General features: G+C 38.5%; 23 protein-coding genes and 1 pseudogene. All 24 read right to left on the bottom strand.

All coding sequences use genetic code 11. From position 1 onward, the window contains the following. Positions 1 to 2 precede the first annotated feature (2 nt). The 24 genes and pseudogenes from N473_RS24070 to N473_RS23960 all read right to left on the bottom strand — a co-directional run bounded on the left by N473_RS24070 (position 3) and on the right by N473_RS23960 (position 25,812). On the bottom strand, positions 3 to 1,082 hold the full coding sequence (locus N473_RS24070; RefSeq protein WP_063370158.1) for a glycosyltransferase: 1,080 nt from the start codon (positions 1,080 to 1,082) through the stop codon (positions 3 to 5). Further along, positions 1,082 to 2,284 carry a glycosyltransferase family 4 protein gene (locus N473_RS24065; RefSeq protein WP_063370157.1) on the bottom strand — a complete coding sequence of 401 codons (1,203 nt, stop codon included), beginning with the start codon at positions 2,282 to 2,284 and terminating at the stop codon, positions 1,082 to 1,084. Before N473_RS24065 ends, N473_RS24070 begins: the two co-directional genes overlap by 1 nt. After that, positions 2,274 to 3,368: a nucleotidyltransferase family protein gene (locus N473_RS24060; protein ID WP_196766470.1), complete on the bottom strand. Its 1,095-nt coding sequence runs from the start codon at positions 3,366 to 3,368 to the stop codon at positions 2,274 to 2,276. The genes N473_RS24065 and N473_RS24060 overlap by 11 nt, the downstream gene beginning before the upstream one ends. Further along, on the bottom strand, positions 3,352 to 4,002 hold the full coding sequence (locus N473_RS24055; protein WP_063370155.1) for a formyltransferase family protein: 651 nt from the start codon (positions 4,000 to 4,002) through the stop codon (positions 3,352 to 3,354). Before N473_RS24055 ends, N473_RS24060 begins: the two co-directional genes overlap by 17 nt. Beyond that, positions 3,999 to 5,135, bottom strand: coding sequence for a DegT/DnrJ/EryC1/StrS family aminotransferase (locus N473_RS24050; protein ID WP_063370154.1), 1,137 nt, complete (start codon positions 5,133 to 5,135; stop codon positions 3,999 to 4,001). Before N473_RS24050 ends, N473_RS24055 begins: the two co-directional genes overlap by 4 nt. Positions 5,136 to 5,158: 23 nt before the next feature. Beyond that, a complete protein-coding gene (locus N473_RS24045) occupies positions 5,159 to 6,346 on the bottom strand; it encodes a UDP-N-acetylglucosamine 4,6-dehydratase (RefSeq protein WP_063370153.1) in 1,188 nt (395 codons plus the stop codon). 5 nt (positions 6,347 to 6,351) lie between these two features. Continuing rightward, positions 6,352 to 7,254: a DUF2334 domain-containing protein gene (locus N473_RS24040; RefSeq protein ID WP_063370152.1), complete on the bottom strand. Its 903-nt coding sequence runs from the start codon at positions 7,252 to 7,254 to the stop codon at positions 6,352 to 6,354. Further along, entirely contained in the window at positions 7,251 to 8,498 is a 1,248-nt protein-coding gene (locus tag N473_RS24035) for a lipopolysaccharide biosynthesis protein (protein ID WP_063370151.1), read from the bottom strand. The genes N473_RS24040 and N473_RS24035 overlap by 4 nt, the downstream gene beginning before the upstream one ends. Next, on the bottom strand, positions 8,495 to 9,595 hold the full coding sequence (locus N473_RS24030; protein WP_063370150.1) for a DegT/DnrJ/EryC1/StrS family aminotransferase: 1,101 nt from the start codon (positions 9,593 to 9,595) through the stop codon (positions 8,495 to 8,497). The genes N473_RS24035 and N473_RS24030 overlap by 4 nt, the downstream gene beginning before the upstream one ends. Positions 9,596 to 9,616: 21 nt before the next feature. Beyond that, positions 9,617 to 10,327 (bottom strand): acetoacetyl-CoA reductase, encoded by a 711-nt coding sequence (gene phbB, locus N473_RS24025; protein ID WP_063370149.1) that lies wholly within the window; start codon positions 10,325 to 10,327, stop codon positions 9,617 to 9,619. Then, on the bottom strand, positions 10,315 to 10,839 hold the full coding sequence (locus N473_RS24020; protein ID WP_063370148.1) for a GNAT family N-acetyltransferase: 525 nt from the start codon (positions 10,837 to 10,839) through the stop codon (positions 10,315 to 10,317). Before N473_RS24020 ends, phbB begins: the two co-directional genes overlap by 13 nt. Continuing rightward, a complete protein-coding gene (locus N473_RS24015; RefSeq protein ID WP_063370147.1) occupies positions 10,839 to 11,237 on the bottom strand; it encodes a sugar 3,4-ketoisomerase in 399 nt (132 codons plus the stop codon). Before N473_RS24015 ends, N473_RS24020 begins: the two co-directional genes overlap by 1 nt. Next, positions 11,234 to 12,109, bottom strand: a complete 876-nt coding sequence (gene rfbA, locus N473_RS24010) for a glucose-1-phosphate thymidylyltransferase RfbA (protein WP_063370146.1) — start codon at positions 12,107 to 12,109, stop codon at positions 11,234 to 11,236. The genes N473_RS24015 and rfbA overlap by 4 nt, the downstream gene beginning before the upstream one ends. After that, entirely contained in the window at positions 12,110 to 13,174 is a 1,065-nt protein-coding gene (gene rfbB, locus N473_RS24005; protein ID WP_063370145.1) for a dTDP-glucose 4,6-dehydratase, read from the bottom strand. Then, positions 13,174 to 14,196, bottom strand: a complete 1,023-nt coding sequence (locus tag N473_RS24000; protein ID WP_063370144.1) for an SDR family oxidoreductase — start codon at positions 14,194 to 14,196, stop codon at positions 13,174 to 13,176. The genes rfbB and N473_RS24000 overlap by 1 nt, the downstream gene beginning before the upstream one ends. Before the next feature lie 60 nt (positions 14,197 to 14,256). Continuing rightward, positions 14,257 to 15,537 (bottom strand): Vi polysaccharide biosynthesis UDP-N-acetylglucosamine C-6 dehydrogenase TviB, encoded by a 1,281-nt coding sequence (gene tviB, locus N473_RS23995; RefSeq protein ID WP_063370143.1) that lies wholly within the window; start codon positions 15,535 to 15,537, stop codon positions 14,257 to 14,259. Positions 15,538 to 15,557: 20 nt separating this feature from the next. Further along, positions 15,558 to 17,795 (bottom strand): polysaccharide biosynthesis tyrosine autokinase, encoded by a 2,238-nt coding sequence (locus N473_RS23990; protein WP_063370240.1) that lies wholly within the window; start codon positions 17,793 to 17,795, stop codon positions 15,558 to 15,560. Between the two features lie 14 nt (positions 17,796 to 17,809). Further along, entirely contained in the window at positions 17,810 to 18,244 is a 435-nt protein-coding gene (locus tag N473_RS23985) for a low molecular weight protein-tyrosine-phosphatase (RefSeq protein ID WP_063370142.1), read from the bottom strand. Between the two features lie 15 nt (positions 18,245 to 18,259). After that, on the bottom strand, positions 18,260 to 19,384 hold the full coding sequence (locus tag N473_RS23980) for a polysaccharide export protein (RefSeq protein ID WP_063370141.1): 1,125 nt from the start codon (positions 19,382 to 19,384) through the stop codon (positions 18,260 to 18,262). 778 nt (positions 19,385 to 20,162) lie between these two features. Beyond that, positions 20,163 to 21,164: an NAD-dependent epimerase gene (locus N473_RS23975; protein WP_063370140.1), complete on the bottom strand. Its 1,002-nt coding sequence runs from the start codon at positions 21,162 to 21,164 to the stop codon at positions 20,163 to 20,165. A 14-nt stretch (positions 21,165 to 21,178) separates the two neighbouring features. Further along, positions 21,179 to 22,345, bottom strand: a complete 1,167-nt coding sequence (locus N473_RS23970; RefSeq protein ID WP_063370139.1) for a nucleotide sugar dehydrogenase — start codon at positions 22,343 to 22,345, stop codon at positions 21,179 to 21,181. Positions 22,346 to 22,531: 186 nt separating this feature from the next. Further along, a pseudogene (locus tag N473_RS26815) lies at positions 22,532 to 23,316 on the bottom strand (integrase core domain-containing protein); the annotation flags it as partial. 236 nt (positions 23,317 to 23,552) lie between these two features. Further along, a complete protein-coding gene (locus N473_RS23965; RefSeq protein ID WP_063370138.1) occupies positions 23,553 to 24,494 on the bottom strand; it encodes a glycosyltransferase family 2 protein in 942 nt (313 codons plus the stop codon). Then, positions 24,484 to 25,812, bottom strand: a complete 1,329-nt coding sequence (locus N473_RS23960) for a lipopolysaccharide biosynthesis protein (protein WP_063370137.1) — start codon at positions 25,810 to 25,812, stop codon at positions 24,484 to 24,486. Before N473_RS23960 ends, N473_RS23965 begins: the two co-directional genes overlap by 11 nt. Positions 25,813 to 25,887: the final 75 nt, after the last annotated feature.

The raw sequence follows: 25,887 nt of genomic DNA, 5'->3' as shown, positions 1-25,887 counted from the left end.
ATTTATATTTTTTTTGTAGATTGGTGCCAAACTTCTAAAAACTTTCCAGCGACATTCATATGACCATGAATTTTCTCAGCAAAAACTCTTGATTCACGCGCAATTTCAGGAATTAAATGTTTGTTTTGTAATAAGTACTCTACTTTTTCAACAATACTATCTTTACATGGCTTGATATTGAAATACGGTGCAGATGAAACATTAAAATCAGCCAGAGACTCAGGCTCAGCACCGCCGAGAACCACTTTGCCCATAGCAAGTGCAAATATACCATTTAAGCCCAAAGAGTATCCATTCGTTTGATCAATGATGATATTTGTTGAGCTCATTAAGGATAAATATTTATCTAGAGGCATTTTCCCATCAATGATTAACTCCAAGTCATTCGGATATTTGTCCCTCAACACTTCAAAGGCTTCCTCGACATAATGCGTCCCTTTAAAGCCCGGGCGGTTTAATCCATGAAAGACGACGAGCTTGCCATCACTGTTATTTTCAGAAAATTGAATCTCATCCACATTAACAGGTAAAGGTATAACTGGAGACATATTGTCACAATGCTCATAACTTACCCGATACTCATGCATCACCGGAATAATACCATCAACATTTTTTGCAAAAAAATCGTTTAATTGAACGAATTTTTTGCTTTCATAATGATGTGTAGACGCCTTTAAGTCATATTTTAAATAGTCATTAAAAGGGCCATAACTTAACTTCTCACGACCATATTTCCAAAAGTACGCATCACTGCCAGCAGCCAGTAAAAAAACCGCACCATTGTTCTTTTTTATTTTTTTGAGACTAGATTTGAACGGAAATAAATTACCCGGAAAGACGAAGGGGTTAACAAATTGAACAACATCGTAGCCCTTGATAGAAGAAACGAAATCCATCAACATCTTACGATATTTCAAACGCCCCAATAGAGACTGGCTTTCCATAGAAATATCAATATCACAAGGAATACTTTTCCAGCCATTACCATTAGCTGCGATAGTGACATCATGACCCAAAGCAACTAACCCTTCTTTAAGATTTTTATGAACCGCGCTAAATTCGCCAACTAAAAGGATTTTCATTATTTCGCACCCTCTAAGATATATGTCGCTGCAGCAGTGTGGAATTCAGATTCATCTATTCGAGCACTTACAGCTGCAAAGTCTTGCGATGTAAAACTATAATTTTCATAATTGCTAGAGAGCTCATGTAATGCTTTAGCTAACGCTTTCTCACTACCCGATTTAAATACTTGGCCAAACTGACCTGTCACCAATGTGCTAGAGCCACAACCATCTGAACATATTACAGGCGTCCCACAGCTGAGAGACTCAGCGACCGTTGCAGGGCCTGCGTCCAGTAAACTTGGTACGACGCACACATGTGACTCACGAAAGAATAGATTTAAATCCTCTACTCGCCCCAAAAATTCAACACCTTCTATATCACGATACTTCTCGTCTATAGATTTCTTGAGCCCAGGTTCAATATTTCCACCAATCAATAACCGGGCACCATCAGGTCGACTTTCTTTCCAAGCATCTAAAAGTGTCGTAAGACCCTTCAACCAAACCGAATGTGCAATATAACAAAACGTAAACTGTTTGCTTTTCGTGACATTCGTTTCAGGAAAAAGCTTTGCATTGGGTTTAATAAAGGTTTCACGATAGAAAATTGCTTTATCCGTGTAAGAAGATGTATAAGTACTTCTTTGAGATTCCGTGAAAAGCATCAACTCATCGACTTGTTCGTAGCTTTTGCGGATAAAGGCAAGTCGAGTACTATCCGTGTATACATCTGAGATTTTTATACCAAATTTAGCTTCTAAGTTATTGAGCTCTGTTCGAATGGCGAACTCACATGGATTACCTGCAATAAAAACATTTTTTCCACCTAATTGACGATTTTTGGCAAACGTTTTCGGTAAGTAACAACTTGCAACTAGATACGTTTTACCATCCAGCTTTTTTGAACAAAAATAGTCAAATAAAACCTCCATATAGTAGCGTTTTTTAGCCAAAAGCCCTTTAAATAAAGGTTTACTTGCCAAAATATCTACTATTTTAGAAATATAAAAATAGCCTGAGGAAACTGTCTTTATATCTTTGTATTTATCACTATTACTTCTTGCATCGCCAACATAGTATTCAACGGCCTTGTTGTGAGATACCTCTGCATGCAGAGGTAGTAAAAACTTAACCATACCTGTCGCGATATCATTTCTTAAGGTTTGAAACGAGATAAATGTGACTTTACTTCCCTTTTCTCTCACATCAGAGACCACGAAATTGCTCCTCGTCTGATAACATTCTGACCGTCTTGATGTACTCAGGCCACTCTCCAATATCTAACCATGACTTTTCACTAATAGGAAATACCCCGACTCTTCCGCCTCTTTCATTTACAGAAGCGATCAAATCAGTTATGTGATAAAACTCATTGTCTGGTATTTCGTTCAGCAGGTGAGGCTCTAAAATATAGACTCCCGCATTTATTTTAAACGTCAGCTGTGGCTTTTCTTCCATTGACTCTAATAAGCCGTCTTTTCCTGATTGGATGGTGCCATATGGAATAGAGAGCGTTTTAAGCGCAGAAACCAAAGTGATTTCATTTTTATTTTTACGGTGATATTCATACAACTCACCAAGATCTTGCTCAATTAGTATGTCGCAGTTCGTAACATAAAATGTTTTGTCAATTTTACCTTTTAGCAAGCTTAGCGAACCTGCCGTACCCAAAGGCTTATCTTCTTCAAAAAATGAGACATTGTCAGCCAAGTTTTTACTATTGAGATAGTATTCAATCATTTCTTTTTTATAATTGACTGACATGTAAAAATCATTTGATCCCGCTTTTTGAAAGCGCGACATGATCTCTTCCAAAATCGTTTTTTCACCGATCGGCGTTAGCGGCTTAGGTACAATATTTGACAATGGCTTAAGCCGAGTTCCCTTACCACCAGCCATAATAACAACAGGTACATCGTATTGATAAGATGGCTTTATCTCATCTTGATTGATAAGCTCTTCCCAAAATACCACTTTGGTGATGTTACCTTCACCATCTAAAACCGGCATGAACTCGGCTCTGATTTTTTTCATCAAATCAGATATGTCTTGCATAGAGTCAGACGTACTTGCCACAATTTTGCGATCAAGTTTTAGATCACTAACCGGTAAAGATAAGTTAACTCCCTGAAGTATAGCCCTTTGAACATCACCAATACTGATCAATGTGACATACTTGCCGCTTTCATCGGTAATAATCAGTAATTTTTTTCTAACTTCATCCATTTTTTTCAGTGCATCAAGCACTGAAATATTAGATGAAATACAGACCTGCAAATACTCTTTACGATTTTCCATCATGGCTCACCTTAACAGTAAACTTCTTACCTTTATAACTAAAGTGCAAAGGGAATTTATCAAAATCAGCACCTCTGATTAAATCCATCTGCTCTGATAACGGTTTATTGATATCAAGCTCGTCATCTTTGTCAGTCAACCGACCGTAAAAGCTTTCCGTTCCTTGCTGCTGATGAGGCTCCCAATCTGGGAATTGAGCGACATACTTAATGCACATTTGCACAATTTCTTCAGCCATACGATTGCGTGATTCAGGTAATAACTCAGTGTCAATCAAGTCCAAAGAATGTTTAAAATAATACGGTCCATCATCAACCGCTTCATTCGCTTCAAATAAAGTGAGCGTAACGGCGCTTTTCCCTTCCCGAATTTGCCATTGCAATGGAGAAAAGCCCTTGCCTGCAGGTAAATCACTTGCATGAACAACGATATTACTTTTGCTCTTATCCAAGGTGCTTTTCTTTACTATTTTTACGCAACTTAGTAAGAATAAAATATCGTTATTGTCTGGTACTTCACTTTGGTCATGTATATAAGTAACGTCCAGCCCACCTAAGGCATTCAGTGACCCTAAAAGCTTGTTACCATAAGGCACAAACCAGCTATCCTGCTGGTCAGTTAATATCGTGATTTTCACTCTGAAACAGCCTTTTTCAAAGATTCTGCAATGTAGCTCACTTCTTCTTTCGATAAAGCCGCATACATAGGTAAAGTTAACTCTGCGTCTGTCACATATTCTGTCAGTGGTAATTCACCATCAACATACTCTTGAAATACAGAAAAGCGATGTGCAGCAGGGTAGTGAACACTCGTTTGAATACCACAACTATGAAGACGTTCACGGATAGCATCTCTGCGTGTATCATCCGCATTATCTAACACAATGGGCATAACATAATTTGAAGAAAACTCATGTCTGTCTTTGAAAGGAATTGTGATGCCTTCAATACCTTCGAGTGCCTCTAGATACCACTTACGCACTTGGCTGCGCTTTTCTAAATCTGCCGGTAATTTTTGTAATTGAACCAGCCCTATACCTGCTCTCAGATCATCCATTCTGTAGTTAAAACCACTACTTACAACATCATATGTCGTTGCATGACCAGAAGCCCTCTGATAAGACATTGTCGTCATACCATGAGAACGTAATAACTTTATCTTATCCGCTATTTCATCACTATTGGTGATAAGCATCCCGCCTTCACCCGTACTGATATTTTTGTTTGAGAAGAAACTAAAACAGCCAACATCCCCAATGCTGCCTAGTTTCTTACCTTGATATTCTGAAAGTGGTCCATGGCAAGCGTCTTCTATAACTTTCAAATTATGTTCTTTGGCTATAGACATAATCGCTTCCATATCGGCCGCATAACCTGCAAAGTGCATTGGAATAATCGCTTTAGTCCTAGGCGTGATCTTACGCTTGATATCCTCAATACTGATTGTCAGGTCTTCACGACTGGTAATATCGGCAAATACAGGAGTCGCTCCAACATAACGCACACAGTTAGCGGTCGCTACAAAAGTAAGAGATGGTACGATCACTTCATCCCCTTCTTTTATATCTAGCGCCATTAACGCAAGGTGCAATGCCGCGGTACAGTTTGCAATTGCAACACCACGTTTTGCGCCACTCATTTGCGCAAACACTTCTTCAAGTTCAACACTTTGCGGTCCCATTGATAACCACTGGCTTTCGAGTGTTTTAACGACAGATTGTGTCTCAGCGTCATCAAAATTTAATTTAAATAGTGGAATTTTATAGTTCATTTTTCTACCCGTGTTTTTCTCAATTACATCTTACTATCTAAATATTTACCCGTCTCTTTGTGACCAAAGTCAGGGATCATTTCGAAGAACAATTCGACGATTTGTTCTTTAGACCAAACGTCGCGTTTTAACTCAGTTATTCTGTTCGAAAAACGCTCTACTAGATCAGCATCAAAATTCAGCTCATTCTTAATTACACCAAGGTTCTCAAAGCGCGCCATATCCAGCACTTCTTTGTCTGTGAAAAACTCTTCAAAGTCTTTTTCCCCAGTTGTATCACTGGTTGTAAATAAGCACGGCCATTTGCCTTGCTCTGGTAGCGTTAACGCCAACTCTCTCGCTTGCTGTTCTGACTCACATAACACTGGTTCATAGCCTAGCTGAGCTAAATATTTAACGGCAATATCTGCAAAAGAAATTAAATGTAGTGACTCACTGAGTTTTGGAAAGAAAATATCTCTATTTTCACCAAAAATACAACTCATTAAGCACAACTCACCAGACTCTTGAGGAGTTACAAAATAGCGTTTGATGTCATTTGGCGCAACGATCGGCTGTCTTTTTTGAATACGTTGATTAAACCCATGTAAAAGAGAGCCATCTGAAAAAGCCACATTGGCAAAGCGTGCTGTGGAAATATCAATTTCTTGACTACGCTTCATTAAGTACATTTCCATTATGCGCTTTGAAGCACCCATCATATTAACTGGGTTTGCCGCTTTATCTGTAGACACACAGAAGTATTTTTTAACACCCGACTTAATAGATTGCTCTATAGTCTTGTCTGTATTAAAGATATTGACGTCTATCATGCGCATTAAAGTAAATGGATCTTTTTCACTTCTGACATGCTTTAAAGCCGATAAGTTGAGAACATAGTCGTATTTGCCATCACTTTTTATGAATGCATCATACTCAACTGAACCAATATCAAGAGCAAATGTTTGGAAGTCACCGCTGATATAGCCAAATGAACTACGAATATCACGAACAAGCTCAACCATATTGTTTTCACTAATATCTACAACATGTAACTTCTTCGGGTTTCTTTTAAATATTTCTTTAGTTACAGCTTGCCCTATTGAACCAGCTCCACCAATGACTAAAAACGAGCTTTCATTGACTATTTCTCTCAATTTTTGGTCATAATTAGCGATATCTTTATCGAAGAGATTATCCTCTCTTCCTACTAAATGTAGAATATTGTCCATAGTACTTACCTTAAAATCTCATTCATTGTGACAAACTTTACATCGTGATTAGTTTGTACATACTCAAGTAAATCAATCAAAGCTTCCTTCATCGTTTTATCGCTATTCAACATTTTATGATTAAAACCATAAGTATGTGTGGAAAGCACAAAGTCCCCCCCTTTTTTAGCTACAAAATCGATCGCATCTTTTATGTCATCAATTGACGTACTTGGTTGTAGGCTTACGTGCTCAATAAAATAACCCTCACCAAATTTAATGGCATAGGGATAGGGCCTTTTTGTCTTTCTATTAAAAAGCTGATGCTTGAATACTCTTAAAAAATTAACTGTTGAGAAGTATTTGCTAAACAACCCATAATTTTTAGCTGATGGTAGATAACCACATACACTCATATCGTTACTTAACAGCGCATCAAGCCCTTTCTCCGATAAAAGGTTCTGTGGAGGCGTAAAGAAAGCCACATCGCAATCAAATACACCATTTAAGTACTGATTAGATGAGGATAATTCATCAGATAAGTCACATGTCGTATAAAACTCAGCACCAATACCAAAGTTTTTTGCAAATTTAGGCACAACTTTATCGTTATTTTGGTGATAGATACCATGCTGCGCTATGGATACTCTTCCAGCCTCTAATTCTTGTGTCAAATAGTGCATCAGCGCTTGATTGTCATCTATACGATAAATGTCATTATCTTGCTTTATTGCTTGGATCACGTCATCTGTTATCCCGGTACTCCCTAAGGACTCAAATAACTCAATATTTTGCTTCCAATTGCCTTGATACCACGGCACCACAGCCAAAGTAACTGGGCAGATGTTACTCACACCATCTAAGCTATCCGCTAAAAACTGTTCTGAAAAATGATAATTTACATCATCATCTCTTATCGCAAATCTCATACCGTTCTCATATGTAAATATGTATTTCTACCTTTAAGCCAAAGGCAAGTAAAAGTGACTAACATAAATAATTCAGTTAAAAGCCTATTTAAATACAAATACTCAAGTAAAAGGCTATTTGAAATCACCACAAGTGATATCATTCCGATCAACCAACCTATAATATCAACAGAAACAAGTAACTTAGGTTTTGCGAACAGGCTGATTAAATTCCCTGGTGTTTTGTACAATAAATACGTGAAAGATGACAAAAGGACAAATATCAAATATGTTTCAATATGGTTGTATTTAGTGAAACCAAGCAGCCTTATCAAGTCATCGATATAAACAATTAAAGCGACCAAAACAATACTACCTAGCAGTGCTATCAGAGCGTTGACTTTGGCTACAAACTTGATATGCGCCTTACTTTTATTTATATCATTCCTGTACTGAACCACCCTCTGAATTAAAGGGTCAAAAAACCCTTCCACAAAAGACTTACCAATATCCTGAAATTGCTTTGCTAAACCATAGGCAGCTTGCACTTCCGGAGACAGCAAGATAGAAACCACGACTCTGTCACTTTGCGCCAGCGCATACTTTACATATCCCATTGTTCCAAAGCCAAGGAAGCGCTTGGCAAATATAAAACGTCTTACGCTTAAATTAATTGGTCTTATATATTTCACCACTAACCAGACACCACTTAAAAAAATAAGAGCCGGCATAATAGTTAACACCAATACAAAATACTCAAATCCAAATTGCACAAACAGCCAGACTCCGACAATTTTAGTTACTAAACTGCCGAGCGTAAGAATAGTGAATCCTGCAATGTAGTTATTGAATGATTTTAAGACAAGCGATAGCCAATTGTTGAAAGAAAAAAACAACCCTGACAAACTAAACAATAGGATAACGCCTAAGTACTCTCCATGATAGTTACTCTGTGCGATGTAAACGCTATACACAAATACAGGCAGCATCAATATAAAGAATACTGCAACCCGTATTACCAATGACATGGAAACAAAATATGTTAGCCTATTTGCAAATCCATTTTGCCATTTCAAAGCATTTCTAATTAGGACAGTTTCATATCCCAAAGACGTAAAGCATCCATAAAAAGTAATTATAATTTGATACACAATTACTAAAGAGTAAAAATGCGGCTCAACATTAGCCGCAATATAAACCGTCGAAAATAGCCCCACAATAATATTTACTATTTGTAAGGCTAAAAATAGAAAGCTCTGATTCATTTATAATTGTTCAATGCTGATATTACAGAGTCTATCTCTTGGCTACTTATCACTGGACTCAACGGCAACGAAAGAATATTTTTATGTATCGATTCCGTTATCGGATACTCGCCAGTAAACATTCCCTTATATGCTTGTTGCATATGAGGAGGGATTGGATAATGAACTAAAGTCTGAATACCTTTCTCAGTCAGATACGCTACTAATCTATCTCTGTCTTCAACTTCAATGGTAAATAAATGCCAAACATGTGCTGCTTGTTCTGCAACTTTCGGCAACTTGATCAAAGGGTTTTTAATTCCTTCGATATATGTCTGAGCAACAAGCTGACGCTGTTTTGTCTCTGTATCTAAGTATTTAAGCTTTACACTTAACATAGCAGCTTGAATTTCATCTAAGCGACTATTTACCCCTTGATATAAGTTTTCATACTTTTTATGTGACCCATAATTTCTCAACGCTTTTAGAGTCGTAGCTAAAGTTTCATCATTAGTTGTAATGGCACCAGCATCACCTAAAGCGCCCAAGTTTTTGCCTGGATAAAAACTAAATGCACCAGCATGACCCCAGTTGCCGCACTTTTTATGATCAATGCTTGCACCATGAGATTGAGCACAATCTTCTAATACCAAAAGGTTGTGAGAATGAGCATAAGACATGATCTCATCCATTGGTGATATTTGGCCATATAAATGCACAGGTAAAATTGCTTTAGTCTTAGCAGTAGTGGCCTTTTTAATCCCTTCAATCGACAGATTGTAAGTGTCAGGATCAGGTTCGACTAATACAGGAACAAGATCATTCTCCGTAATTGACAAAATACTCGCAATATACGTATTTGCAGGCACTATGACTTCATCGCCTTCTGCAAGTATATCAAGCTCTTTCCATGCTCTTAACGTCAACGTCAATGCATCTAGGCCATTCGCAACACCGATACAGTATTTAGTACCGCAATATTGCGCAAATTGCTCTTCAAAACTCGCAAGCTCTTTACCTTGGATGTACCATCCAGAGTCAATTACTCTTCGGCATGCTTCATTGAGCTCGTCTTTATATTGGTCATTAATTTTTTTTAAATCTAAGAAAGGGATCATATTATTTACACTACTAAATATCTACGAGCTGTATAGGCCGCCATTAATCTCTAAGTTTGCACCTGTTATATATTCAGCTTCAGTGGATACTAAAAAATTAACAAGAGATGCGACTTCATTGGGTTGGCCCAAACGTTTTTGGGGAATGCTATTCTTTATTTTATCGAGCACATCAGATGGTATCGCAGCGACCATATCCGTTTCACAATAACCCGGAGAAATAGTATTAACTGTTACGCCTTTTGCTGCACCTTCTAAAGCTAAAGCTTTTGTAAAGCCTTGGATTCCGGCTTTTGAAGCACAGTAATTGACTTGTCCCATTTGTCCTTTATTAGCATTAACGGAGGAAATGTTAATGATCCGTCCAAATCCCAGCTCTCTCATTTGCTTAAACACAGGCTGAGTCAAGTGGAACAAAGATGTCAGGTTAGTAGTAATTACAGACTGCCAAGCGTCAAAATCCATCTTGTGAAACATGCCATCTTGTGTAATACCGGCATTATTGACTAAAATGTTGGGAAAAATGTTTTCCTCTTTCAGTTCACTCAGCAGAAGATCACATTCTTGTTTAGATGATATATCTAGTTGCTTAAATACCACGTTAGGTAATGCAATCTTCGGGTTTGTTTTATTATATGTAGCAATTACTTTGTCACAGCTTTTACTCAAAGACTCAACAATTGCCAACCCTAAACCTTTACTACCGCCGGTAACTAGAGCTACTTTTTCCATATCAGCTCCTCAAGTTTAACCTTACTTACGGCCACTGCCTGTTCAGTAATGTTGAAATAATAGTTTTCATCATCTTCACTGATCACTTCCGCACCGAATTTCTTGTGGAAATTAATAACTCGATCATTGCCTTTAACAACTTCGAAATGAGATTTCTTGAAACCTAGTTCTTCAAAGCCAAATTTATAAACCAGAAGTGCACTCTCAATGGCTGAATAGCGAGTTTTATCTTCATTCAGAATCCAACTGCCCCAGCAAAATGAATCTGGTTGAAGGTCATAAATACGAACTGTGCCACACGGTGTGCCATCTAACCTTTCAATTATAAAGTAATACTGGTTACCTGCTTGTTCATCTAATTTATAAGATTTGATCCACGCTCTTTGTGCTTCAACATCAGAATCGACCTTGCTGAGAAAGCGATTAAGATCATCACTTAACCTTAAACCTAAAATAAACTCTGCATCTTTCTCTTCTACAAGACGCATTTGAATCGTTTTAGACGTCAACATTAGCTCACCTCTCTCAAAAAATCATCATAGTTTCTGATGTAATCTGACTCGTCATAATGCTCACTTGCCAGTACCATCAAAATACAATCTTCACTAAAGTCATGCATTTCATGCCATTGCATTACATCAATCAACACGCCTTGCGTTGGACTATCCATCAAAACAGTAGTTTTAGCATTGCCATCATCCATTAGCATTTTGCAGCTTCCCTTTATGCAAATAGCAACTTGCTGTGTTACTTTATGAGCATGAAAACCTCTTGGGATCTGAGGATCAACGCCATAAATATAATAAACACGCTTAATATCAAAGGGAACTGTCTGATTACCTTCTAAAACAACTAGCTGACCGCGCTCATCACCAAGTGACTTTAGTTGAATTTCCTGCACAAAACTCACGATTGTTTATCCTTTATAAGTGCACTTAAGTATTTACCATAGCTATTTTTAGACATGAGTTGTGCCCTTTCTTGGACAAGTTCAGCATCTATCCAGCCTTGGTTTAACGCTATTTCTTCTAGACAAGCAACTTTGAAACCTTGTCGTTTTTCTATGGTTTCAACAAACATCGCAGCTTCTAAAAGACTGTCATGAGTACCTGTATCTAACCACGCAAAGCCCCGACCAAGCAGTTCAACATTTAAGTCTCCACGCTCTAGATACTTTTGATTTACGGTTGTGATTTCAAGTTCACCACGTTCAGATGGCTCAACTGACTTAGCAATTGATACAACATCGTTATCGTAAAAGTATAACCCTGTAACCGCGAAGTTTGATTTTGGCGCTGATGGCTTTTCTTCGATTGAGATTGCTTTTTGGTTGGCATCAAATTCGACAACACCAAAACGTTCAGGGTCATGCACGTTATAACCAAATACAGTCGCGCCAGAACCTCTTTTTGCCGCATTGATCAATTTAGGTGAGAATCCCTGTCCCCAAAAAATATTATCACCAAGCACTAAACACACACTGTCATCACCGATGAACTCCTCACCAATAATGAATGCTTGCGCCAAGCCATCTGGCGTCGGTTGCTCTGCATATTGTAAAGACACCCCAAACTGACTGCCACTACCCAATAAGCGCTCAAAACTAGCACGATCTTCTGGTGTGGTAATTATCAGTATTTCTCTGATACCCGCTAACATTAACACTGATAACGGATAGTAAATCATTGGCTTGTCATATACTGGCAACAACTGTTTTGACACACCCTCAGTAATTGGATACAGACGGGTGCCAGACCCGCCAGCTAAAATAATCCCTTTCATTTAGCCTTCCCCAAGTCTTTCTAAACTGTATGAACCATCTAAAACTGATTGCCACCAAGGTTGATTTTCAAGATACCAAGTTACTGTCTTTTTCAGCCCAGACTCAAACGTCTCTGATGGCTTCCAGCCTAGTTCATTGAATATTTTACTCGCATCAATTGCATAGCGAACATCATGTCCAGGCCTATCAGTTACAAAGGTAATCAGGTCTTGATAAGACTCAACACCTGAAGGTTTTTGAGGAACCAGCTCTTCTAGCAGTGCACAAATATTCTCAACGACTTGGAGGTTACTCATCTCATTATGGCCACCGATGTTATATGTCTCACCGACATTGCCTTCTTTTAATACTAAGTACAATGCTCTTGCATGGTCTTCAACGAATAGCCAATCTCTAATCTGCTGACCATCTCCATAGACTGGTAGAGGCTTGCCTTCTAAAGCATTTAGGATCATCAACGGGATCAATTTCTCAGGGAAGTGATATGGCCCATAGTTATTGGAACAATTGGTCACCAATGTTGGTAAATTAAAAGTTCGTTGCCAAGCTCTGACTAGGTGGTCACTTGACGCTTTTGACGCTGAATATGGAGAACTTGGCGCATAAGAAGTCTGCTCAGTAAATAAATCATCTGTGCCCTCCAGATCACCAAAAACCTCGTCAGTCGAGATATGGTGAAACTTAAAGTTCGCTTGCTTCTCAACATCTAGGCTCTGGTAGTAACTTCTGGCCACCTCAAGTAAAGTATATGTACCAACAATATTTGTTTCGATAAAAGCCGCAGGCCCATCAATAGAACGATCTACATGGCTCTCGGCAGCAAGATGCATAATAAAATCTGGCTGATGCTGCTCAAACACTCGGTGTAGTGCTTTAGAATCACAAATATCGACTTGTTCAAAAGCATATCTTTCACTGCTTGATACAGACTCAAGCGAAGATAAATTGCCAGCATAAGTGAGTTTATCAACGTTAACGACCGAATCATTGGTCTCATTTATTATATGACGGATCACTGCAGAGCCGATAAATCCAGCACCACCAGTCACAAGTATTTTTGCCATTAGCTCAAGAACTCCTTATACCAAGGCATCGCTTTTGCAATGCCATCAAGAATTCTATATTGAGGCTCGTAACCTAGTAAATTCTGAGCTTTAGAGATATCTGCCTGAGAATGCCTAACATCCCCCGCTCTAAATTCTCTATAGTTAGGCTCACCTGAAACAGCGATATCATTTTCATTTAATGCACTTGCAATCGCACCATACAAATCATTCAAAGTGGTTCGATCGCCAACGGCTACATTATAAACTTGATCTTTTGCATCATCATTGGCAGTCGCAGCAAGAATATTCATTTGAACCGTATTTTCAATAAAGCAAAAATCTCTACTGGTTTCACCATCCCCATTAATGAAGACTTCTTCACCTTGGATCATCGCTGCCGTCCACTTTGGGATCACCGCGGCATATGCACCATTAGGATCTTGACGTTTACCAAAGACATTAAAATAGCGAAGCCCTATTGTTTTAAAGCCATATGTACGAGCAAAAACACCAGCATATAACTCATTAACAAACTTAGTGACAGCATAGGGAGAAAGTGGGTTACCAATATTCTCTTCAACTTTTGGTAGCGCAGGGTGATCACCATACGTTGAGCTACTCGCCGCATAAGTAAAACTTTTTACTTTTGCTTCTTTAGCAGCCTGCAACATATTAAGAAAACCAGTAATATTCGCTGCGTTACTGGTGATAGGATCAGCTATCGAACGAGGCACAGAACCAAGAGCCGCTTGATGAAGTACATAGTCAACCCCGCCTACTGCTTTTTCACATGTCGGGTAATCTCGGATATCTCCCTCGATAAACGTAAAGTTATCCCATTGGGAATGACTAACTAAGCCCTGCACTTCATCTAGATTATGTTGATGACCAGTGGCAAAGTTATCCAAGCCAATCACTTTTTGTCCGAGTTTCAGAAGGGTTTCTAATAAGTTTGATCCGATAAACCCCGCTACCCCAGTTACTAGCCATACTTTAGGTGAAGCGATTAAATCATTTTGAATTTCATTGAAGCGTGTCATTATTTTTCCATAAAAAAAGTAGGATCAGTCCACAAACTGAGCCTACTTAGTAATTTAGTCTTATAAACGCATGTCTACGGTATTTTTATCAAGTACATATTTCAAATCGTATAAAATATGCTCATCCTTACCAAACTTACGAATAGCTTCACTACCTAATTGCTTGAACTCATTATGTCCAACAGCCAGGATAATAGCATCATAGTGACCTTGCTTAGCCTCGGCAGCCAACTTCAGACCATACTCATGCTCAGCTTCTTCACTAGAGCACCATGGATCTACCACATCGACATTCACATTGTATTCTTTAAGTTCTTCAACAATATCAATCACTCTGGTGTTACGTAGATCTGGGCAATTCTCTTTAAACGTAAAGCCCATAACGAGTACATTTGCACCTTCAACATGGATTCGCTGCTTTAACATGTTTTTGACTAACTGAGAAACAACATATTGGCCCATGCCATCATTTAATCGACGACCTGCTAAGATCATTTCGGGGTGATAACCCACACTTTGCGCTTTATGTGTTAGGTAATATGGGTCAACACCAATACAGTGCCCGCCCACTAAGCCTGGGCGGAACGGCAAAAAGTTCCATTTTGTACCAGCAGCCTCTAGAACTTCTAAGGTGTCGATACCAAGCTTATTAAAGATAATAGAAAGCTCATTGATCAACGCTATATTCACATCTCGCTGCGTATTTTCAATCACCTTTGCAGCCTCAGCGACTTTGATACTTGATGCTTTGTGAGTGCCCGCAGTAATAATTGACTTGTATAACTGATCAACCACTTCAGCAATCTCATCAGTAGAACCTGAGGTAACTTTTAATATATTAGTAACTCTATGTTCTTTGTCGCCAGGGTTAATACGTTCAGGAGAGTAACCAGCAAAAAAGTCTTTGTTAAATTCAAGCCCTGAGACACGTTCTACAACAGGAATACAATCTTCTTCTGTAGCACCTGGATAGACTGTCGACTCATATATTATGATATCGCCTTTACTTACCACTTTACCCAGCATTTCACTCGCTTTTATAAGCGGAGTTAATTTAGGCTGTTTATGCTCATCGATTGGTGTGGGCACAGTGACGATATAAACATTACAATTTTTTAAATCATCAACATTATAAGAATAATTTAACTGCGGAGATAACTTGAGCTCTTCATCACTCACCTCTAGCGTAGAATCATGTCCACCTAGTAACTCCGAAATACGTTCTTGGTTTATATCAAAGCCAAGAGTTTGATATTGCTTACCAAACTCAACAGCCAGTGGCAAACCTACATATCCTAGGCCTATAATAGCGACCCGCTTCCCTTTTAATAACTCTTGCATCTTAATACTCTTCAATAAAACTATTTATCAGACTTATATTCGTAGTTGTAGTATCCATAATACCCATATGCATTACTGGCTTTCTTGACTACACCGTTAAATACAACACCTTTAACATCTATGCCATTTTGCTCAAATCTATTTCGAGTAAGCTCTAATTCTTTTACGTGGTTTTGTCCAAACCTTGTCACCAATAAAGTGCTTCCTGCATGCGCACTAACAATAGCAGGATCTGTCACAGCTAGAATAGGCGGTGTATCTATGATAACTAGATCATATTTCGCACTGACCTCTTCCACCAAGTCACTGAAATTTTTGTGCATCAACAACTCTGACGGGTTAGGTGGTATTTGCCCTCGAGTAATTACATCCAAGTTTTCAACTTGCGTGCTTTTGGTTGCAGCCTGCAAATCAATTCGACCAGACAAGCAATCACTAAGCCCATTTTCCCACTTCAAGCCAAACTGTGTCTGTAAGTACCCTTTACGCATATCAGCATCGATAATTAGAACTTTCTTATCACTTTGAGCAAGCACGGTTGCGAGGTTAACTGAAATGAATGATTTACCTACACCCGGACTTGGACCTGAAATCGCAATCACATTATTTTTTGCTTCCATCATCGCAAAATGTAAACTCGTTCTGAGACTTCGAAGCGCTTCAATGGATAAGTCTGCGGGGTTATCCATAGCCAATATTGATTTGGCTTTAGCCGTTTTACCCTTCCGAGCTTTAGCAAATCCAGTTAACTTTACTTGATATTCAGAATAAGGAACACTCGCGTATACAGGTAACCCTAGGGCCTCTATCTGGTTTGGATCTTCAATGCCTTTATGCATTGCTCTTTGTATTAACACAAGTGCAACAGCAATTGCACCACCAATCAATGTAGCAAGTATCACGATAAAGTGTTTGCTAGGCTTTACTGGCGCAGCTACATTTACTTCAGCAAAATCAATGATACGTACATTACCAACAGTACCAGCACGGACAATATCCAGCTCTTGTGTTTTAGCAAGTAACAGCGTGTATATTTCATTATTTACTTGAACATCACGAGTCAAACGCAGCAGCTCTTGCTGTGTCTCCGGTAGACCTTTAATCTCTCCTGCCAATCTACGCTTTTGATTTTCCACTGCTTCTATTTGCTCTAATGCAGCTTGATAACTAGGGTGACTCTGCTTAAATTTTCGTCCCAACTCAAGCTTTTTAAGCTCCAGCTCTTGTAATCTTGTCTCTAACTTAACTATCTGTTTTAAAACACCCTCAGTCTCCAAAGAGATATCGACTGATTGTTGCTTTACCTGGTAGTCATTCAACCTTTGCTCTGAAGCTTCTAATTGCTTCTTAACTTGAGGGAGCTGATACTCTAAAAAATCTAATGATTTCTGGGCTTCAGCACTATTACGCTCAACATTCCTGTGTACATAGATCTTTGCTACCTCATTAAGAACTGTTTTCGCATACTCAGGATTTGCGTTCAAAAAGCCTAAGATAATAATCCCAGAGTCTTTGCCTTTCTCATTTGCCCCAATTGCTTTTTGCAATCCTAGGATTGTATTTAATCGCTGTTTTTTAGATAAAATGAACTCTGTGCCAGCGCGTGCATGAAGTGTTTTTAACGTAAGTTTGAACTCACCATTTACGACCTCTTCACCTACTTTTCCGCTTAAGAATACTTGTCCATCGCCGCCTTTTAACTCAAACCCATCATTCTCAAGCGCAACTAAGGTGAATGATTTTCCAACTGCATTAGATGGGACTTCGAAACGAAACACGTCAATTTCTTCACCACCCCAAGCATAACTACTCGCGCCAAAGCTCGGGTCAGCAAGTCCACCATCTTGAAGGGGAATGTAAGTTCGAAAAGCTCTTTCCCCAATTAAAGGAAAAAGCTTTGGTGTGACAACTATATCCAATTTCAGCTTATCAACAGCCTCCCCGATAATGGTGCGAGACTTTAAGAGCTCTATTTCAGTGATCGCAGCAGAGGTGCTTTCAAACATCCCGCCCAATTCATCAAACCCTGGAACTGTTCCACCTTTTTCTTCCACTTGGATCATTGCTGTTGCTTGATATATAGGCGTACTGAATGTCGCAATCACAACACCAATTAACATACACAATATGGTAATGCTTATGATGAAAAATTTACGATCTAGCAATGCACCTATAATCGCCAGCAAATCGATTTCATGGGGCTGCTGCGATGCTTGCTTATCTTGCATTCCAGCTGCCAAGTTTGATTGAGCATTCATTGACTCTTTCATCCTTATAAATACTTTTGCCAAGCGCCACACGCGCTATCAATTAAATCGTATACGTGTTCAAAGGCTTCACGACTCTGCCGATAAGGATCAGGGATCTCTTTGTCACCTAACCACTTACCAAGTAAAAAGGTTTTTCCTCTTGCCTCAGGGTAACGCGCACATAAATCTTGCACATGGCGTTGCTCCATCACCAATATAAGCGCATTGCTTGAAACTAGTGAAGAAGATATTTGACGCCCTTTATGTGCGGACATATCTATACCATTAACCTGCGCTAACTCACTGGCCATGGAGTCAGCACCTTTGTCGACTAAAGCGGTTAAACCTGCAGAGGAAACATTTATATTTTTTCCTTCCAGCTTACTCTTCAGTACATACTCTGCAGTCGGACTGCGGCAAATATTACCAGCACAGACAACCAATACACTATCAAACATATTCAGATACCTATCTTACTGATTCTCTATTTCCTGAACTGCATCAACAGTTGTCAAAGATGGAAGTAACAAACTAATAACTTTGTTCCAACGAGCAATTGGTGCACTCGTGACATAAACAATATCTTGAGGGTAAAGCTCAAACTGTTCAGCTAAAACTAAGGATGCTATATTGCTTGCTCTTAATTGGAAAACATCAGCAATAACACCATCAGTTTCTAAGTTTTTCTTTCTCAGTACGAAAATTCCATTACCATCTGCACTGCGTTCATTTATGCCACCAGACTCAGACAGTGCTTGGGCTAGATTTAAGCCGTATCGATTGATTGCAACAGTACCAACAACTTTTACATCCCCCATAACATATACATTGCTGTTATCATTTCGTGGGATATGAATTACATCGCCGTGTTTTAGTAAACGATTTTGGGAAATATCACCTTCAGAATAAAACTCATCAAGATCAATAGTTTCGGTTACATTACCTCTAGAGAAAGTCACTTCTTTCCAGTCAGCCCTTTCTGACATACCACCGGCTTGATTAATTGCGTCTATCAGCGTTAATGGCGTTTCAGTGATCGGATAAACCCCTGGCCTTTTAACTTCGCCTGTTACATAAGTTTTTTGGCTGTTAAAGCCAACCACTTTAACATCGATTTGCGGGTCTTCAATCACTCGGCTTAATCGCTTAATTAAATCCTCTCTAATTTCTACAACAGTTCTACCAACTGCAGGAACATTAGGCGCGTATGCATAAGTAAAGGTGCCATTTGCTTGCACTCTAAAACCATCAAACTCCGCCGTTCTTTGAACTGCTGCAGGAATCGTTAACTCTGGGTGGTCCCAAACACCAACGGTGATGACATCTCCAACACCAAGGCGGTAATTATAACCGGACAGGTCAAGACCACCTTTCGTATTAATACTACGCGGCAATTTTTGAGATTTTTGCTGATTAATTAGACTTGAATCTATAAGCTGAATATTAACTTTTGAAAGGTCTTGTTCTAAGCTTGTTGTTTTATCACCTGATGTAATTCCTTCAAAATGCCCACCGGGGATCAAGGTGCAGCCACTCATTACCAAAACACATGCTGACGCAACTGAGTTAGCAATGGTTTTTTTACAACATAAGGCCATTTTTTCTTCCTAAATATTTTTAATACTTATTCTTAGTTACTAAGTTTGAAGTAACTTAACAACATAATTCCTACTTATGCGATGGCTAATTAAACCATGCGATGTGCTCAATCGCAAGTTTACATTGCGTTAATGTTACATGAGTTTTACTAAAGATTTGTTGCAATAGCCTTTAATCTCACTAAAGTCTAATTTAGCATCGAAAATAATTTGCTAACTGACTAAAACAAAACAACTTTACCCAAAACAGAAACCTCTCTTTCGAGCAGTAAAAAGTACAAGCTTAAAAGGGATTATTGCCAAAATATAAATAATAAGGAATGTGCAATGCAATGAATACTGCAACTAATGATCTGTCTTGAATCAAACAGCCACTGTTAGCCGCTTATAGGAATAAACAAAGATATATAAACTCAGCTTTCCAATGCTTTGACGTTCACTGTCCTTATGATTAGAGCATTATACTATATAAACAATATAAGGCCAATCTCTCTACATTATTTAAAACCGCATGCAGTTATCCATAGCACACAACCCGTTGTAATGTAGTCACTTAAACACAATAGTTTTTCTGCCCTCTCACCAACATGCATATTAAAGAGATTAAAAAAGCAAACAATCAATAGTTTACTTTGTGAGCAAGCGTTTCAGATGGGCTCAGTTACAATCGCATAACAAGGCTAGAATGAGCACTTCTTGCAGCTTGAAATCTCTGTAGAAAAGCCTTGGAGGAGAGGCGTAGAGAGCTTAAAAACCCTCTACGTATTCGAAGTTAGTATCAAAGATAAAATGATCTATACCATTTAACTAATTCTGCAACGCCTGTTTTAACATCTACTTGAGGCACATAGGAAGTAGCCTTAAATAGATCATTGGTTTGTGCATAAGTTTTATACACATCTCCGGCCTGCATTTCTCTAAAGTTCTTCTTAGCAACAATGCCAAGCTCTTCCTCAATGGCTGTAATAAAGTCCATTAGATTAATTGGGCTGCCATGACCAATATTATAAACGGCATATGGCGCTGAGCTTGTTGCTGGTGTGCCATTCTCAACTTTCCACTGCCCATCTCTTACAGGTACCACATCTGCGATTCTGACAACCCCTTCGACGATATCATCTATATACGTAAAGTCGCGCCACATGTCACCATTATTATTTACGTCTATCGTTTCACCATTAAGTATTTTCTTTGTAAAAATATATGGAGCCATATCAGGTCTGCCCCAAGGCCCATATACTGTAAAGAATCGTAATCCTGTAGTAGGCAAGTCGTATAAATGTGAGTAACTATGAGCCATCAATTCATTTGATTTCTTAGTCGCTGCATAAAACGAAATAGGATGATCTACTGAGTCGCTTGTTTCAAACGGTGTCTTCTCGTTCAATCCATATACTGAACTTGACGATGCATATACTAAATGAGAAACCTTTTCCTGACGGCACCCTTCTAGAATATTGAGGTGCCCAACTAAGTTGCTGTCAGCATACGCATGAGGGTTTTCAATCGAATATCTGACACCAGCTTGTGCAGCTAAATGGATAACACGATCAAACTGCTCGCGCTTGAACAAATCAGCAGTAGCCTCTCTGTCAGCAATATCTAACTTGATAAAAGTGAACCGACTATCTTTAATCCGATTCAATCGAGCATGTTTTAGCTCAACATCATAATAGTCATTTATATTATCAATACCAACAACTTCACATTCAGTATCAAGTAATCTTTTACATACAGCAGCACCAATAAACCCTGCAGCGCCAGTAACCAAATATTTCATTTTTTCACCTCTACCTAATCGTTGCCAAAAAGATCTCGTGTATACACTTTTTCAGCAACATCCCTGAGATTATCATCCATTCTGTTCGCAATGATAACATCTGACATTGTTTTCAACTCTTCAACATCTGAGATAACCCTAGAGTTAAAGAACGTATCTTCATTTAAAGAAGGTTCATAAACAACAACCTCTATGCCTTTAGCTTTTATGCGCTTCATCACGCCTTGGATTGCAGAGGCTCGGAAGTTATCAGACCCTGTTTTCATCACCAACCTATAAATTCCCACAACTTTCGGGGCTCTCTTAATAATTGAATCAGCAATAAAGTCTTTTCTTGTAGAGTTTGCATCCACAATAGCCCTAATCATATTATTAGGTACATCTTTGTAGTTAGCTAACAGCTGCTTTGTATCTTTTGGTAAACAATAGCCACCATAACCAAACGAGGGGTTATTATAATGATTGCCAATGCGAGGGTCTAAGCTGACCCCTTCAATAATTTGCTTCGAGTCCAATTCGTGAGATTCTGCATAACTGTCAAGTTCATTGAAATACGCCACTCGCATTGCTAAATAAGTATTTGAAAATAACTTGATGGCTTCTGCTTCTGTTGAATTAGTTAACAAGACGGAAATTGATTCTTTTTCAGCCCCTTGTTTTAGCAAATCAGCAAAAACTTGCGCTCGCTCACTGTTCTCTCCGACAATAATGCGTGAAGGATATAAATTATCATAAAGCGCATTACCTTCGCGTAAAAACTCTGGTGAGAAGATTATTTGGTCAGTGGCAAATTGACGTTTAACTGCTTCAGTGTAGCCAACGGGTACAGTTGACTTGATCACCATTACTGCTGTAGGGTTTATTTCAAGCACATCTTTAATAACACTCTCAACAGAAGAAGTGTTAAAGTAGTTGGTCTGCGGGTCATAGTCTGTTGGCGTAGCAATCACAACAAACTCAGCACCTCTTAGGGCCTCCTGCTTATCTGTGGTTGCAACAAAATCTAAAGATTCATTCTTAAGATACTCTGAGATATGTGCATCTTCTATAGGAGATTTTCGTGCACACAGTAAATTGACCTTTTCGACATCTATGTCTAGAGCGGTTACAGAGTTGTGTTGAGACAGCAAAAGTGCATTAGATAGTCCAACATAACCAGTACCAACGACCGTAATTTTCATTCTTATAAACCTACTTTTCAATTTATTCAACTAACACTACCGCCAGTTCCCGCAGGAATTGTAGCAAACAAAATAAATGCTGTAATCCACTAAAATGAGCTGCCCGCTTCCCCTCGGGAGAGACACCTTTAAACTAACGTTTTCCAACTTTGCTCAGTAAGCCGGGGGCAGTAGAGCACCTAGGCTTTAATGTTGTCGTTCTTCGTTGTAATCCAACCGCCAAAACCACACCATTTCTTTCACTTGATTGACCGTTTCTAACAAGTAAGCATCTAAGGACCCTCGTCTAAATGAGCCATTAAAACGTTTAAAAAAACCGTTTTGCTATAGCTTGCCTGGTTGGGCATAAACTAGTTCGATATTATGTGCTGCGCATAAATCAATTACACGCGCTGAGATTAATTCAGGCAAGTTATCTACTCAAATTGGTCTTGGTAAGCCGCGGCCTTTTTTCCAGTGTTCGAACAACCCGTTCTACGGACAACGAAGTATCTACTTCAATAGTCAAACATGCTCGAGTGCTTTCATCAACAATATTGAGCATTCTGAATCGTTTTCTGCAGTATAAAGCACCATGTATAAAATCTAAGGCCCATTGGTAATTAGCTTGAAACACTACTTATAACGGCTATGTGACTCGTTTTAGTAACACGCGTTTAGCTCTGCACTTTAAGTTCAAACCCATTTGACAATACACTCATATAGGCGCTGATAGTTAACGGATAACTTTTAAAACGAAGACGCCCATGACTTTTCCAGAATCCAGCTCATGGAGACTTTTTAAATTCTGCTTTGATAGCATCAATGACAGCTGAATGGACTTTTAGCCAGTCTCGCTCTTGGCATTAGTAGGTAGCGAGACCAATCCCCACATGCTTGCAGCATACTTCTTCAACTTTAATACTTGCACCGGTTTCTTTGAGCACAGCTATGATCTCAGATTCTGTAAAATGTGATTTATTGGCGTTATCTCCTGTTTGTGAAATTACAGAAAATGCTAATTAACCATATCTCATGCTGAGGGAAGTAGACAGAGCCAGATTAACGAACTCAAAAAGATTCAAGTTCACTTGCTAATAAGCTACTCAGAGACTAATGAGCTGTATCTCAACTATATCTGGTGCTTGTTCTATCAAATTAACCTCAATATCAGCACCTTAATAGCTTCCTATTTAATCAATCTTCTCTGAGCAATTATTAAACTGGCTTAAAGGTGCTGTTTCAAAACTTTTATATCTGGAAAAAAGTAAAATAATATTTTCGGCGTTATGCAGCCCATAGCTATCAATTTAAAACCTAATTTGGCTAAGTTTACTCTTTGATTAAACGAAACTTTAGGCTTATGTTCAAGGAAAATTGAGTTTAAGTAGCATCGAGCAGCACGCTCTAATACAACTTTTTTTGAACTGTCTTCGCGAGCTTTAAAACATAACTCTAGTTCATAAAAGATTGTCAAATATGATCTCTGACGCGTATCATAAATGTTAGAAGTCATTGTGGAACCAGGCCTGACTCTGCGTTCAAAATAAACTTCATTAAGTACGGTTATGCTTAACGTGTTTAATACAAACAATTGAATATAATACAGTTCATCTTCGTGCTTAATACCAGGCTTAAATTTTAAGTTTTTTATTATTTCGGTACGTACAACATAACAACATGGAGAGACATATATACTATCATCAATAATGGTCGATTTTATAAAGTCTTGAGAGTTCACCAAGTCATAATGAGCATTTCTAGAATACTCAGGTCTAAAGCTAACACTATCAAGACTATCACCGAAAGTTGAGGCGTTAAATAGTACAGCGTCTATTTCCTGATTAGAAAACTTACCAGCCCAAACTTCTAGCGCATTACTAACTAACAAATCATCAGCATCAAAGAAATAAATAGCATCTCCCTGTGCCAAATCAACCCCGACATTACGTGCAACTGACTGCCCTTGGTTATTCTGCTCCACCAACCGAATAAAAGAGTGCTTATGGGAGTATTCCCGACAAATATCTCTACTTTTATCAGTAGAGCCATCATTAACTAATATAATTTCAAAGTTTTTATATGTTTGATTTAGAAGGCTTTCTATCGCACTAACCAAATAATCTTCAACATTGTAAACAGGAACAATTATAGAGAACTTAATAGACATAAACCTTCACCAAAGACAGTGCTAAAACAGTAATCACTATGGGCATTAAATTTAAGACTAGTTTTGACCTCCCACCATCAAGTAAATGGCGTGATAGCAGCCAATAACACTGGACAAAATTAATACTAAAGCTTGCCACTAACATCCAACACAGTGTTTCAAGAGACTCTGAATAAATACCAAATGCAATCGCAGAGACATTTGTGATTGAGGAAAAGACACCGCACTTAAAAAGCAAATCTGCGCGACCAGCAGCTTGATAAAAGCCTCCACTACTACTCAGCAGGGTTTGTATAGGAATGGTAATGGACAGCACCTCGATTACAGGTACAACCGCAGACCACTGTTTACCAAGCATAAGACTAACAATGAACTCTGCAAGAAAAAATACGAGTACACCGATCAATGACCCAATATATGCCATATACAATGCAAACTTGTTGTGAAGGCGACCAAACTCTTTTTTATTATCTTTAAGCGTAGTTAAAACTGGCTGAATCGCGGGAGTCATAGCAAATGTTAGCAGCAATAAAGGATACCTCATTAACTTATAGGCTTGATCATAAACACCTAAACTTGCAGTGCCCATATACTTACCAACCAAGATAGTATCTAAGTTTCTTGAAAAGTAATTTAAGATATTAAATCCAAATTGATACGAGGAAAAAGATAATAAACTCTTAAAGTGGTGAAGCTCTTTGCCAAAACTTGGTTTTCCAAAAGCTGTATTGCTTGAGCTTAACCAATACTGATAAAACCTAAAAACACTTACAATTAAAGCTTTTAAACTTAGTGCCCAAAGCGGGTCAAAGTATAATGCTATTAATATGACAGCGAACAGAGATACTAACTCAGAAATAGAGTCAGCCCTTGCTAAAATAAGAAAGCGACGATCTTTCTGCAAAGCAGCTGTAGGCACAATACAGGCGGTATTAAAGAGTATAGAAATAGCGACAGGTAAAATTAATAGCTGGTAAACCGGCTCACTGTAAAACCAAGCGATTAAAGGGCCTGAGAGTGCAAATAATAAAGTTACGACTGCCCCCATTACCCATGTGAATGAATAAATGCCATCTCGGTGGTTTTTTGGTAGTTTTTCTTTATTTATCAACGCAGGGGCAAAACCCATTTCACTGAACAACATAAAAAATATAGAAAAAACCTGTAAAATGGCAAAAAAGCCTAGTTGTTCAGGTGTGAATATCCTAGCCATTATCATAAGAGATAATAACTGTACGGCATAAACAACATATCTGCCACTTACACTCGATATAATGGCATTTAATAGCTTACGTCCATTACTTTCAGAAACACTCATAACTATACCTAGCTAAGATTTGCACAGCAGTGCTCATATATTAGCTGCAAATTAATACTGGGAAAGTGAAGCTTC

Source organism: Pseudoalteromonas luteoviolacea CPMOR-1 (genome assembly GCF_001625685.1).
GTDB classification, from domain to species: Bacteria; Pseudomonadota; Gammaproteobacteria; order Enterobacterales; family Alteromonadaceae; genus Pseudoalteromonas; species Pseudoalteromonas luteoviolacea_K.
The sequence above is the reverse complement of the archived record's forward strand: the minus strand, read 5'-3'. Positions and strand labels throughout refer to the sequence as shown.